13 protein-coding genes and 1 pseudogene are annotated in these 13,667 nt (G+C 51.5%); all 14 read right to left on the bottom strand.

What is annotated here, in order from left to right; all coding sequences use genetic code 11:
- Nucleotides 1-21 precede the first annotated feature (21 nt).
- Nucleotides 22-333, bottom strand: a pseudogene (gene hisI, locus DXA55_RS02285) (phosphoribosyl-AMP cyclohydrolase); the annotation flags it as partial.
- Between the two features lie 55 nt (nt 334-388).
- Nucleotides 389-925, bottom strand: a complete 537-nt coding sequence (gene hisB / locus DXA55_RS02280; protein ID WP_055218350.1) for an imidazoleglycerol-phosphate dehydratase HisB — start codon at nt 923-925, stop codon at nt 389-391.
- A gap of 54 nt (nt 926-979) precedes the next feature.
- Nucleotides 980-2,278, bottom strand: coding sequence for a histidinol dehydrogenase (gene hisD, locus DXA55_RS02275; RefSeq protein ID WP_117812917.1), 1,299 nt, complete (start codon nt 2,276-2,278; stop codon nt 980-982).
- Complete coding sequence (gene hisG, locus DXA55_RS02270) at nt 2,275-2,913, bottom strand: ATP phosphoribosyltransferase (RefSeq protein ID WP_022461875.1); 639 nt, start codon at nt 2,911-2,913, stop codon at nt 2,275-2,277. The genes hisD and hisG overlap by 4 nt, the downstream gene beginning before the upstream one ends.
- 21 nt (nt 2,914-2,934) lie before the next feature.
- Complete coding sequence (gene hisZ, locus DXA55_RS02265; RefSeq protein ID WP_117812916.1) at nt 2,935-4,176, bottom strand: ATP phosphoribosyltransferase regulatory subunit; 1,242 nt, start codon at nt 4,174-4,176, stop codon at nt 2,935-2,937.
- A 107-nt stretch (nt 4,177-4,283) separates the two neighbouring features.
- Complete coding sequence (locus DXA55_RS02260) at nt 4,284-4,832, bottom strand: Holliday junction resolvase RecU (protein WP_117509155.1); 549 nt, start codon at nt 4,830-4,832, stop codon at nt 4,284-4,286.
- Nucleotides 4,833-4,857: 25 nt separating this feature from the next.
- Nucleotides 4,858-5,436 (bottom strand): signal peptidase I, encoded by a 579-nt coding sequence (gene lepB / locus DXA55_RS02255; RefSeq protein ID WP_117812915.1) that lies wholly within the window; start codon nt 5,434-5,436, stop codon nt 4,858-4,860.
- Entirely contained in the window at nt 5,433-6,419 is a 987-nt protein-coding gene (locus DXA55_RS02250; RefSeq protein ID WP_055265189.1) for an RluA family pseudouridine synthase, read from the bottom strand. The genes lepB and DXA55_RS02250 overlap by 4 nt, the downstream gene beginning before the upstream one ends.
- 12 nt (nt 6,420-6,431) lie before the next feature.
- Nucleotides 6,432-7,049 carry a DUF4191 family protein gene (locus tag DXA55_RS02245; RefSeq protein ID WP_022461880.1) on the bottom strand — a complete coding sequence of 206 codons (618 nt, stop codon included), beginning with the start codon at nt 7,047-7,049 and terminating at the stop codon, nt 6,432-6,434.
- Between the two features lie 51 nt (nt 7,050-7,100).
- Complete coding sequence (locus tag DXA55_RS02240; RefSeq protein ID WP_055226360.1) at nt 7,101-9,044, bottom strand: YgiQ family radical SAM protein; 1,944 nt, start codon at nt 9,042-9,044, stop codon at nt 7,101-7,103.
- A 3-nt stretch (nt 9,045-9,047) separates the two neighbouring features.
- Entirely contained in the window at nt 9,048-9,806 is a 759-nt protein-coding gene (locus tag DXA55_RS02235) for a pseudouridine synthase (protein WP_117801045.1), read from the bottom strand.
- Nucleotides 9,803-11,176: an RsmB/NOP family class I SAM-dependent RNA methyltransferase gene (locus DXA55_RS02230; RefSeq protein WP_117812958.1), complete on the bottom strand. Its 1,374-nt coding sequence runs from the start codon at nt 11,174-11,176 to the stop codon at nt 9,803-9,805. The genes DXA55_RS02235 and DXA55_RS02230 overlap by 4 nt, the downstream gene beginning before the upstream one ends.
- Before the next feature lie 24 nt (nt 11,177-11,200).
- Entirely contained in the window at nt 11,201-12,013 is an 813-nt protein-coding gene (locus DXA55_RS02225; protein ID WP_055226364.1) for a GTP pyrophosphokinase, read from the bottom strand.
- A gap of 262 nt (nt 12,014-12,275) precedes the next feature.
- Entirely contained in the window at nt 12,276-13,631 is a 1,356-nt protein-coding gene (gene pepD / locus DXA55_RS02220; protein ID WP_330415074.1) for a beta-Ala-His dipeptidase, read from the bottom strand.
- Nucleotides 13,632-13,667: the final 36 nt, after the last annotated feature.

Genomic DNA, 13,667 nt, shown 5'->3' with positions numbered 1-13,667 from the left:
GCTCTGAATCAAAAATTTTTATTCTGCCAGGGTCCGGTAAAAGCAGGTGCGGTTTCCGGTGTGGCACGCTGCGCCGACCTGTTCTACTTTGGCAAGGATTGTATCGTTGTCGCAGTCGATCAGAAGCTGTTTTACATACTGCACATGGCCGGAGCTCAGTCCCTTCGTCCAGAGCTCATTGCGGCTTCTGCTCCAGTACGTCATTTTTCCAAGGCGCAGTGTCGTCTCAAACGCTTCTTCATTCATGTAGGCGAGCATCAGCACTTCGTCATTTTCCGCATCCTGTACAACAACCGGAACCATGCCGTCGCTGTTTGTCTTAAAATCCGCCCAGGTAAAATCACATTTTAATGCTTGTTTCATGTCTTGTTCTCCTCTTTTTCTGCTCTTACAGGCTGCCCTTGGTCGAGAGCACGCCGGCAATTCTCGGATCGAAGGAAGTTGCCTCATCGAGTGCCTTCGCAAATGCTTTGAACATCGCCTCGATGATATGGTGGTTATTTCCGCCGTCAAGCACTTTGATATGCAGATTCATCTGCGCCGCATAGGAAACGGCGTAGAAGAATTCTTTTACCATCTCGGTCTCCATCTCTCCTACTTTCTCCCGTGTAAATTCTGCCTGGAAAGAGAGATACGGTCTGCCGCAGAGGTCAACGGCCGAGAGCACCAGTGTCTCGTCCATCGGAAGGATTCTGTCACCGTAGCGGCGGATGCCCTGTTTGTCGCCGACTGCCTCGCGGATTGCAGTTCCGAGCACGATACCGGTGTCCTCGATCGTGTGGTGGCCGTCTACATCAAGATCTCCGTCTACAGAAACGGAAAGGTCGAAAAGACCGTGGCGGGCAAAGCCGTCGAGCATATGGTCAAAAAAGCCGATGCCGGTGTGGATGTCGCTCTTTCCCGTTCCATCCAGATTTAATGTCATGCGGATCTTTGTTTCTTTTGTCACGCGTTCTACGCTGGCTGTTCTGTTCTCCACTTACTCTTCCCCCTCAAAACGGACGGCAATCGAATTGGCGTGTGCCGTCAAGCTCTCTGATTTTGCAAAGCTCTCGATATCCTCGTGGATCTCGGAAAGGGCTTCTCTGGAATAATAGATGATGCTGGATTTCTTCACGAAATCGTCTACGGACAGCGGTGAGAAGAATTTTGCGGTTCCGTTCGTCGGCAGGATATGGTTCGGGCCGGCAAAATAGTCACCGAGAGGCTCGCTGGAGTTCTCGCCGAGGAAAATAGCACCGGCGTTATGTACCTTCATCATATCCTCAAACGGGTTCTTCGTCACGATCTCGAGGTGCTCCGGTGCGATGGCATCTACGGTGTCGATCGCTTCCTGATGCGAATCGGTGACAAGGATGTAGCCGAAGTTGTCCAGTGATTTGGAGATGATGTCGCTTCTGGAGAGGACTTTTAAGAAACCGTCTACCTCTTCACTTACCTTCTCTGCCAGTTCCTGGGAGGTGGTAATGAGGATCGCACTTGCAAGCTCATCATGCTCAGCCTGGCTTAAGAGATCGGCTGCCACGAACCGCGGATTTGCAGTCTCATCAGCAAGGACAAGAATCTCACTTGGGCCTGCGATGGAGTCGATGCTGACATTTCCGTATACGGCTTTCTTTGCAAGGGCAACGTAGATGTTTCCAGGTCCTACGATTTTATCGACTTTCGGAATGCTCTCGGTTCCGTAAGCAAGGGCTGCAATTGCCTGTGCACCGCCGATTTTAAAGACGCGGTCCGCACCGGCTTCTTTTGCTGCCGCAAGGACAACCGGGTTGACTTTTCCGTCTCTGCCGCACGGCGTTGTCATGCAGATTTCTTTGACTCCTGCCACTTTTGCCGGAAGAATGTTCATCAGAACGGAGGACGGATACGCTGCCTTTCCTCCCGGAACGTATACGCCGACACGGTTCAGGGCGGTCAGCTTCTGGCCAAGCATCGTTCCGTTCTCGGTAGAGGTGAACCAGCTGTTCTGTTTCTGTTTTTCGTGGAATTCACGGATATTTTTCATGGATCTGCGGATGACACCGATCAGCTCTGGATCTACGATGTTGTACGCTTCATCAATCTCTTCCTGTGTTACTTCTACGGTAGAAGCATCGAGTGCCGCGTGGTCGAATTTCTCGGTATATTCGAAAACGGCTGCGTCTTTTCTTGTTTTTACATTCTCAATGATCTCCTGCACGGAAGCCTCGTACGTTCCGTACTGTGTCGGGCTTCGTTTCAGCATATTCTCCAGAACATTTTCTGTGGTCTCTTTTGTCAGTTTTACGATTCTCATACCAGTGCTCCTTTCAGATCCTGAATTAATTTGGTAATTCTCTCATTTTCCATCCGCATGCTCACCTGGTTGACAACCATGCGCGCAGACAGCGGGCAGACCTCCTCGAGAACGGTCAGGCCGTTTTCCCGTAAAGTGCTTCCTGTCTCTACAATATCCACAATCACTTCGGAAAGTCCGACAATCGGTGCCAGCTCGATCGAGCCGTTCAGCTTGATCATCTCAACGGTCTGGTGCTTGCGGTTGTAGAAGTAATCCTTGGCAATGTTTGGGTACTTCGTTGCCACACGGATCTGCTGGTTGTGCTGCAGCAGCTCACGCGCGGATTCCGGTCCGCAGACACACATGCGGCACTTGCCGTAGCCAAGGTCCAATACCTCGTAGAGGCGTCTTCCTTCCTCCAGAATCGTGTCCTTTCCGACGATTCCGATATCCGCTGCGCCGTACTCCACATAGGTCGGCACATCCGGACCTTTGGCGAGGAAGAAACGGAGCTTATGCTCTTCGTCCGTGAAAATCAGCTTTCTCGTATCTTTATTTTTCATTTCATCGCAGGTGATGCCGACTTTTTCCAGCAGCTCCAGCGTCTGGTACGCCAGGCGTCCTTTTGTCAGTGCAATGGTCAAATATCTCATCTTTTTCGTACCCTTCCTCTCCTACAGCTCCACCGGCTGTACTTCTCCTGTCGACAAATCGATAGCAAGCACCGAATCGTTCTTCTGAATATAGACAATGCCGCCGAACTGGTTCTTTCTGCCGTATTCTTCATAATCTGCAAGAACCTTGTCCCTTGCAAAGCAGACCAGCGCGACATCCATGCCCTTGCTTCTGTGCTCGTTAGCAAGTTTTACGGCCAGCGGCTGAAGGAAATCCGGGTAGAGCAGCATCGTTTTCGTATTGGCAATCGGAAGAGAAATTTTCTGGCGCTCCAGTGCATTCATCAGAGATTCCATGACAGTACAGAATCCGATCGCCGGCGCTTTCTTTCCGAAGTGCTGCAGCAGTGCATCGTAGCGGCCGCCTTTTACGATCGGCTCGCCGGTGCCGTAGGTGTAGGCCTGGAAAATAATACCGGTGTAGTAATGGAATTTGCTTAAAAGGCCGAGATCGAAGAAGACGTATTTTTCATAGCCGTAATCTTTAACGATCTCATAGATCGTAGCCAGACGATCAAGCGCCTCTCTTGCCGCCGGATTTCTTGTAAGGCCTTTTGCCTTTTCGAGAATCTCTGCATTTCCGAACAGCTGCGGAACATCACGGAGTGCTTCAAACAGATCACTTCGAAGGTTCTGTTTTGCCAGCAGCTCCTCGGCGCCAAAATGATTTTTAATGGAAATCAGTTCTTTTAATTCGTTCAGAACATCCTCGGAGAGAGCAGCTTCCTCGGCGAGCGCCTGGAAGAAACCTACGTGGCCGATGCTGATCTGGAAATCGGTAAGACCGGCATCCAGCATAACTTTTACGGTCATCGCAATGATCTCTGCGTCTGCCATTGCGGAATCATCGTTTAAGAGCTCGACGCCCATCTGGGTGGACTCTTTTAAGCGGCCCTGATAGCTGCTGCTGTTGACGAAGCTGCTTCCTCTGTAGCAAAGGCGGATCGGCATCGTCTCTTCCATGAAATACATGGAGGCTGCGCGTGCAATCGACGGGGTAAAGTCCGGACGGAGCACAAGGGTGTTGCCGTCGCGGTCAAAGAATTTGTAGAGCTCGCGGGACGGTGTTGTTCCCACTTCTCTTCCGAATACATCAAAAAACTCGAACGTCGGTGTTTCAATATCCTGATATCCAAACGCATGAAATACCTGCTCAATCTGATTCTCCAGGTATAATTTTTTCGTACATTCCTGATTGTAGACATCCCGGACGCCTTCCGGGGTATGAATTAATCGATCCATGTTTTGTTGTCCTCACTTTTTCGCTTTAGTTCGCTACCATATTACCATATTGAATTCAAAACTATGGTTAGTATATCGGAAAACATTTTCCCTGTCAACCCAAAATTTTAATCCGCTTTCGAATCCCGTATCTCCAGATCCTTCTGGATTCCGTTCAGGTACGGGACGAGAACGCTGCTTCCCGTTCTGGGAAGGAAGAATGACGTTTCAAGCTCGGTGTAGGAAAAATGCTTCTTTCCGCCGTTCTGTCCGCGGTCCCAGAAGGTTTTCATCGTCTCATACCGCAGGTAATAATATTCGTCCCGCGCCGTAAAATACAGCAGCAGGAAGGAAATCCCCCCCTGCTGCTCGAAATCTTTCATAAACGTGACCTGGTGCTCGTGGATGTTTGCGAGCGGAAAGGAATCCGTTTTGCACTCTTTGGCATCGAAGCAGACGGGAATGCCCTGTACAGCGCCGATGTAATCAACGGTACTCTTCTTTTCAAAATAAGCCAGCGTGATGTGTCTGCTCTCCTTATCTATTTTGATCGGGGTGATCGGCGTCGGCACCTTCTGGATCAGTGCCAGATGCTTGTCACGGTACTGCTCGTTTGTGCGGTTGATCATTTCCTCCAACGTTGATCCGCGGAGTCCCCTCGATGTCCATGCCATAATTCCTGTCCTCGTCTTCGTTCTGTTCTTATTCAATCAGAGAAATTTTGTTCAGCGGCCAGTAGCGCAGAAAGGCCTTGCCGATGATCTTGTCTTTCTCTACGTACGGATTCAGCCAGTAGCGGGAATCCTTTGATACGTTCCGGTTGTCGCCGAGCATAAAGTAGCAGCCCTCCGGCACCTCATACGGTCCGAAATCGCCGACCGGTGTTTCCGGGCAGAAATCATCGCACAGCGGCTCGGTGGAATCGTTGATATACACCTTTCCGTCGCGGATCGTAACCGTCTCTCCCGGCAGTCCGATGACGCGCTTGATAAACTTCTGCTTCTCGTCGTCCGGATAATAGAAAATAACGATGTCATACCGCTGCGGATCGCTCTTTACATAAGCAAGGCGGTTACCGAAGATCTGGTCTCCGGTCATAATCGTGTTTTCCATGGAAGGAGACGGGATTCTTGCGTTGATGACAATGACCTGCTCCACAAAAACAACGACTGCCACGACAATGGCGATCATTTTTACATATTCCCAGATTTCCCGTCCGATGCTCGTCTCCTCCGTTTTTCTTGGTTTTGTTTCTTTCTTTTCGTTGTCTTTTCGGCTCATAATCCTTCTCCCGTCAAATGTTCTCCCTGTAAAATCCGGCGCACGGATGATGGCAGGGGCGCTGTAAAGGTTTTTCCGGACAGATCCGATAAGGTGCCCGTAAGCTCTGGAAATACCGCCTTCCACGAATGGAGAAGTTGGTATTTCAGTCCGTATTTTTCCCGGAAGCGGCGGTTAAACTCCGCATCCCCGTATTTCGTATCTCCCGCAAGCGGATGACCGATGCTCGCGAGATGGCTGCGGATCTGATGGCTCTTTCCGGTCACCAGCTCAACCTCCAGCAGCGTACAGCCTCTTCCGGCACAGAGCGGCCGGTATGCGGTTTCTATGTAAACAGCATCTCCCTGCTGCTCTCTCTGAATCGAAACACGGTTTGTCCTCTCATTTTTTGTGAGGTATCCGCGGATCCGCTCTGTCTCTGTCACGGTTCCTTTTACAACCGTCAGATAGTATTTTCCAACAGCCCGCTCTGCGATCAGTTCTGAAAGCTGCTGCGTCGCCGCAACGGTTTTTCCGGCAAGAATCAGACCGCTGGTATTCCGGTCCAGACGATTGCAGAGTCCGGCGCGGAACATGGTCTCCTCCCCGGCATTTTTTTCCGAAAGATAGGCGCCGAGCGCTTCGGTAAGGCTCACATCCGTCTCTTTCGCCTTCTGTGAGAGGACACCTGCCGGCTTGTTCAGGAAAATTACTTTTTCGTCTTCATAGACGATATCCAGCTTCGGATACTTTACCTGTTTTCCAGCCGCCGGTTTTTCCGGTGTTTTCCGAAATTTTTCGATGGTCTCTTCCGCCAGATACATCCGGATCGTATCGCCTGTTTTCAGCTTTTCACTGCCGTCCGCCTTTTTCTGGTTCAGCACAATGTTTTTCTTTCGCAGCATTTTATAGAAGAAACTCTTTGGCGCCTCCTCCATATATTTGGACAGATATTTGATGAGCTGCTGCGCGCAGTCTTTTTCTGTCACGGTCAGTTCTCTCATAGCAATGGTCTCCTACAGTGCCAGCGCCAGCATCGTGTGTTTCACCAGTTCCGTGCGGGACAGATCCGGGTACCGCTCATCCGGTTTGAAGTTTTCACTGGCGCTCTTTTCCAGCTCATCGTAGTTGCGGTTCAGGGAATCGAGGCGCTCCAGAAATGCTTTTTCCCGATCAAAAATCTTCACATGGCATTTGTAGCCGTTGGCACGGATGATCTTGTTCAGATACGTAGTGCAGTCCTCGATCTGTTTCTGGTCTTTGGCGCGCGTGGTGTAGCAGGCGATCTCCTCACCGCAGAACGCCGCTGCTTCGATCATCAGACTCGATTTTTCCTGTGTGATATACATTTCATATCCCATCAGCAGTTTTCCTTTTTTTGCCTCAATGGCATCGTACACTGCTTTGTCCACTGGCTTTTGCATAACCATCATGATAAAACCGACGGCGGCGCGGCAGCCCGGCAGACAGCCTACTACGGCGACAACCGTAAAAATGTTGCTCTTGTTTCCGTCTGCAAGCACAAGCCCGACAATAAAAACGATGGCCGGAAGGACGAACAGTCCCAGTGTCACAAGCAGTCTTTTTTTCTTTTCCCGGCGGATATAGCCGTAATCCCCTTTTCTGATCTTCATTCTTCTGTCATTTCCCTTCTTCGATAAGATCCCCGCTCATCTTCTGCGTGTTTATTTCTTTTTGTGCACGTTGCGGAGCGTCTTTTTCGGCCGTCCGCCTGTTTTGGCTTTTCCCTGTCCGGAACGGTCATTCGCCGTCTTCTGGCCAAAGCCTTTTCCGTTGGACCCTTTTCCTCTTGACGGTTTTCCTGCCTCCCCGGCCATCTTTCTCGGCCGTACGAGACATTTCGGTCCGAATCCGATCAGATCCTCCCGGTGTGTCCGGCGCAGTGCCTCGCAGACGAGCTCATAGTTCTCCGGATTCCGGTACTGAATCAGCGCACGCTGCATCGCCTTCTCATGCGGCGATTTCGGCACGTAAACCGGATCCATCGTCCGCGGGTCAAGACCGGTATAGTACATACAGGTGGAAAGTGTGGAAGGCGTCGGATAGAAGTCCTGTGCCTGCTCCGGGATAAATCCCATATCGCGGATGTACTCGGCAAGCTCCACCGCATCCTCCAAGTCACACCCCGGATGGGACGACATAAAATACGGAAGTGCGTACTGCTGCTTCCCCGTCTTTTTGTTGCACGCATCGAAGCGGCGGATAAATTCCTGATATACTTCGTGGCGCGGTTTTCCCATATAGGAAAGCACACGGTTCGAAACGTGCTCCGGCGCAACGCGGAGCTGACCGCTGACGTGATCCTTTACCAGCTCGGAAAGGAACGTCTGGTCTTTATCGGCCAGGACATAGTCAAAACGGATGCCGGAGCGGATAAAGACTTTCTTCACGCCCGGAATGTCTTTTAATTCCCGCAGCAGCTTCACATAATCTCTGTGATCTGCCACCATATTTTTACACGGCTCCGGGAAGAGACAGTTCCGGTTCGGGCAGGCGCCTTTGGTGAGCTGCTTTTTGCATGCCGGACCGCGGAAATCCGCCGTCGGGCCGCCGACATCGTGAATATAGCCTTTAAATTCTTTTTCCTGAACCATCTGCCGCGCTTCCGCCAGAATGGATTCGTGGCTTCTTGTCTGCACAACGCGTCCCTCGTGGAACGTCAGCGCGCAGAAACTGCAGGACCCAAAGCAGCCGCGGTTGCTCGTCAGACTGTATTTGATTTCCCCAAGCGCCGGCACACCGCCGTCTTTTTCATAGCTTGGGTGATAGGCGCGCATGTATGGAAGCGCATAGACATCATCCATCTCCTGCTCTGTCAAAGGACGGGAAGGCGGATTCTGTACAATGTAGCCCTGGCCCTCATACGGCTCTGCCATCGGCTTCGCATTGATGGCATCGGTATTTTTATACTGAATCGCAAAGCTCTCCGCATACGTCCGCTTGCTCTCCCGCACCTCCTCGAATGACGGCAGCACCACCGGGTCAATCAGGTGATCCAGCGTTTTGCTCCGATAAACGGTTCCCGGAATAAAGGTGACATCATGAACGTCAATGCCAGCCGCAAGTGCATCTGCAATCGCTACGATCGAAAGTTCTCCCATTCCGTACGAAATCAGATCCGCACCGGAATCGAGAAGGACGGAGCGGCGCACCTGGTCAGACCAGTAATCGTAATGCGAAAGGCGCCGGAGCGATGCCTCGATGCCGCCGAGGATCATCGGTGTATGTTTATACGTTCTCCGAATCAGATTGCCGTACACGGTAACCGCGCGGTCCGGCCGTTTTCCCATGACACCGCCCGGCGTAAAGGCATCTGTTTTTCGGTGCTTTTTCGCCACGGTATAATGGTTGACCATGGAATCCATATTTCCGGAAGAGACAAGAAAGCCAAGACGCGGTTCACCGAAAATCGAAATGCTGTTCTCGTCCTTCCAGTCCGGCTGTGAGATGATGCCGACGGAATAGCCGTTCGCCTCGAGCACACGGCTGATGATTGCCGGTCCGAACGAGGAATGGTCCACGTAGGCATCTCCGATGACATAGACAAAGTCAAACTGTTCGATTCCCCGTTCCTTCATCTCTTCTCTTGTAATTGGTAAAAAAGGCATGCTTTACTTTCCTTTCTGTGTTTCGGCGTCCGCTATGCCAAGCGCCGCTTTTTCTTTCTGCGTCAGGAGACGGGCACTGCCCTTTGGCAGCGCCGGATCAAGTTCCAGGCTCCCCATCGACAGCCGTTTCAAATAGACGACCGTTTTTCCGACCTTCTCAAACATGCGCTTGATCTGGTGGAAGCGGCCCTCACAGATGGTAATGCGGATCCGGCTTTCAAAAATGCCAGGCTCTTTTTCTGTCGTTTCCAGAATGGTAAGCTCGGCCGGAAGTGTCGGTTTGTCGTCCCCAATGTCGAGCCCTTCGGCAAATGCCTGCCGATCTTCTTCTGTCACTTTTCCGTCAATCACGGCCTCATACACTTTCGAGACATGCGATTTCGGAGAGAGCAGCCGGTGGGAAAGGGCTCCGTCGTTCGTAATCAGCAGCAGCCCTTCGGTGTCCTTGTCGAGCCGTCCGACCGGAAAGAGGTCTTTTCTTGCCGCACCACTTAAAAGATCGAGTACGGTCCGGTCACGGCGGTCCTCCGTCGCAGAGACGACACCCGCCGGTTTGTGGAGCATCCAGTATTCCATTTTCACATAGGAAATGCTGTTTCCGTCCACAGTCACCTGCGCTTCATCCGGGTCGACTTTCAGTTCCGGGGCTTTTGCCGTAATTCCGTCTACGGCCACCCGTCCCTTCCGGACCAGGGCCTTTACTTCCTGGCGTGTTCCCACACCCATGTCCGCCAGATATTTATCGAGTCGTAATTTACTCATACCATCCGCCATCCTGCATAATATTTATTCTTTAACGTTCCGTTGTTTATTTTTCCCCAGCCAAGTGGGAAATCATCCAGGCACACAAGCACCCAGCCCTTTTTCCCCTGACACTCTTCTTCGGAAAACGAGAGTGTCTCACCCTTTAAGTAGCGCATGACACGGTCATCTCCCTTGAGAATGGTCAAACACGAAACGTATTCTTCTTTTTTCAGATACGCCGCCAGCGCCTGGGACGGCTCGAAGCGGTTTTTCTTTACGGTTCCAAGCGAAAGTCCGGTCCGCAGATAGCGCAGACCCTTTGCCGCACAGACACCTTCCGGCAGAAAATAGAGCTGGTCTTTCACAAGGGCAAACGAACCATTCTTCCAGTCCACGCGCACGCCAGCAAGAAACTCTTCCGCCTCTTTCGGCAGCTTCTTTGTCGTTTCCAAAAGGCGGGACGGCTGCCGTTTCCGGCTCTCTCCCTGCTTTTTCAGGAGCGCCACGAAATGGCCTTCTCCCTCCATCCGCTGCGGGAAAATATGAACGCACCGGGAAAGATCGCGGCCATTCACGGATACTCCCGGCGCAAACCCTTCGTAACCCGGGGTAATTTCCTGCACTTCCATATCCGGATGCGCATCCAGCAGCCCTGCGATGACCTCTTCGTTCTCCTTTACAGAAAACGTACAGGTAGAGTACAGCAGCTCTCCGCCCTCTGCAAGCATCTGATACGCCTGCTCGATCAGTTTTTTCTGGATCGGCACATAATGCTCCGGCCCATTTTCACTGTAGTAGCGCAGCATTGAGCTCTCTTTTCGGAACATGCCCTCCCCAGAGCACGGCGCGTCAAGAAGGATCTTGTCAAAAAAGGCCGGATACAAGGTTACTAATTTTTCCGGATCCTCGCTCGTCACGAGAAGACGTCCCACTCCCTGGATTTCCAGGTTGCGCAGCAGCGCCTTCGCCCGCGAATTGCTGATATCGTTTGCCAGCAGCATGCCGCCCTCACCGATCCGGCTTCCCAGCTCCGTTGCCTTTCCGCCCGGTGCCGCACAGAGATCGAGCACACGGTCATCCGGCTCAATTGGAAGGCGGGATGCCGGTGTCATCGCACTCGGCTCCTGCAGATAATACAGGCCCGCATAGTAATCGGCATCCTTTGCCGGATTGCAGCTCTCTTCATCGTAATAAAATCCATTTGGGATCCACGGAACCTTCTTAAGCGGAATATCGGTCCGCCTAAGAAACTCTTCTGTCGAAATTTTTCCGTTGTTTACCCGCAGTCCTCTATGTACCGCCTCGTCAAATGTCTTGCGGTATGCCTCATATTCTTCCTCACCGAGCAGCTGTTTCATCTCCTGCTCAAAGGCTTCCGGCAGTGTGATCATATCCGTTTATCCCCTTTTGTTCTAAAGTTCGTCTGTAATTGCCTGTGCGCGGTATCCCTCTGCAATCAGATCCAGTTCTTTGTGGAACCGTTTTAACTCCTGCAGATCGTTCTGCGCATAGATGTGATAAAACTCATCCTGAATTTTTTCTACTTCGCGTTTGTTCGTCACCTTGTAAAGATTCTCGATATTATTCAGGATATCCGTGATCAGATTCCGCTGCATCTGGGAGGAATTCTGTGCATCCATAATCTCACTCCGCACAGAGGACATCTCATTATCCAGCACAATAATCGCCTTTGCAGCTGCGCTTAAGCGCTCCCGGATGTGATCCGGAATGTTTGCCTTATATTTGTACTGCAGCGAGTGCTCAATCGTCGCCCAGAAATCCATCGCCATCGTGCGGATCTGGATTTCCACCTGGATGCGCTTCGGGCCGTTCATCGTCTCCACGGTATAGTAAACAATGAGGTGATAGCTCCGGTAACCGCTGTCCTTCATGTGGCGGATGTAGTCTTTCTCGCTCTTAATCTCAATATCCGACCGCTTCTGGATCAGGTCGGCAACCTTTTCGATATCTTCAACGAACTGGCAGATGATGCGGATGCCCGCGATATCCTCCACCTGCTCCTCCATCTCTTCGGGCACAATGCCCTTTCTCTGCATTTTTTCCAGAATACTGGAAACACTCTTCACACGGCCGCTCACGCTCTCGATCGGTGAGTACAGCCCTTTTCCGTGGTGCTCCTTGATCAGATGCCGGAATTTCACCTGTAATTCCTTGACAGCCAGCTCGTATGGTTCCAGAATCTCATGCCATAACAGTATATCCATGTCCCCTAATCTCCTTTTTTGCTCCTGCTTTCAGCCATTTTTCTTATCGGATGGTAAACGTTTTGGAAATTCAATCCCCACCCTGTTACTTTATGCCTGTCTTTTCTGTTTTATGACTGTTTTTCAGAAACTTTTTTGAAATAGACACGGGCAGTTTTTTATGCCTGCCGTTTCGAAAGCTGCTCCAGAACGCGGCACAGGTACTGATACGTTCTCTCCACGGAGGAAATCGAAAGCCGCTCCTCGGTCGTGTGGATTGCTTTCATGTTCGGACCGAAAGATACACAGTCAAGACCGGAAAGCTTTTCATAGAACAGACCGCATTCCAGTCCGGCATGAATCGCTTCCACTGCCGGTTTCTGTCCATACATGCTTCATATTCCGCCACCATCAGATCGCGGAGGGCAGAATCCTCTTTATACTCCCATGCCGGGTACGCGCCCTCTACGTGGAACTCACCGCCCAGGAAACCGATCAGATACTCCAGCTTGTCGGAAAGGGCTTCTTTTGCACTTCCCACGGAGCTCCGCACACTTGCACACGCATGCAGGTGATCCGGCTCTAATTTCAGAATACCGAGGTTCAGGGATGTTTCCACCAGTCCCGGGATCTGGCCGCTCATCTTCTGTACCCCGTTCGGAAGATTCATCAGGAAAAAGACGGTTTTCTGCAGGCTGACCGGATGAAGCGCCGGTGCAGCGCCCTCGCCTGTTTTCTCTACCGTAACGGTAATACCGTCATCTGTTCCGCTGTACTCTCTGCAAAGATTTTCGGTGAAGCGTGATGCTTCCTCTTTTAAGATCTCTTTCTCTCCGCCGTCGATGGCAAGAAGCATGCGGGTTGTCCGCGGAATGGCGTTGTCTTTTAAACCGCCCTCCAGCTCGATCAGGGCATAATCCATCTTTCCTGCCAGTTCGTACAGGAAACGGCCCGCCAGAATGTTGGAGTTGGCACGGTTTTTGTGGATTTCCGTACCGGAATGGCCACCGGCAAGACCGGAAATCGTCACTTCCATCTGCTCACCCATCACTTCGCTTCTGCGCACCGGCAGATCCATCATGGCTGTCATACCGCCTGCGCACGATACGGTGAGAATGCCTTCCTCTTCAGAATCCATATTTAACAGTGTTCTTCCCTTTAATTCATTCCCGTTTAATGCTGCTGCGCCGAGCAGTCCGATCTCTTCATCCGTCGTAATCAGTGCCTCGATGGCCGGAAGCTGCAGATCATCCGATTCCAGCACAGCCAGCATATAGGCAACGGCAATTCCGTCGTCTCCGCCAAGCGTCGTGTCCCTGGCATAAATCTCATCGCCGTCGATGTGAAGCTCAAGGCCGTCCTTCGTAAAATCGTGGCTGCTGCCCGGCTTCTTCTCGCAGACCATATCGCAGTGGCCCTGCAGAATCACGGTCGGAGCCAATTCACATCCCTTCGATGCCGGGCGGCGGATGATCACGTTGTTGGACGCATCCTGATACCAGGATAATTCATGGTCCCTTGCAAACTGAACCAGATAGTCGCTCACTTCTTTTGTGTTTCCGGAGCCGTGCGGAATGCGGCAGAGCTCTTCAAAATAATAAAATACACGTTCCGGTTTTAATCCTGCTAATACGCTCATTTTTTCTTCTCCCATCTTCTTTTTTTCAAAGCTTCG

Origin of the sequence: Blautia sp. OF03-13 (assembly GCF_003460685.1) — a bacterium.
Classification (GTDB): Bacteria; Bacillota; Clostridia; order Lachnospirales; family Lachnospiraceae; genus Fusicatenibacter; species Fusicatenibacter saccharivorans.
Note: the sequence above shows the minus strand (reverse complement) of the source record. Positions and strands in the feature narration are given on the sequence as shown.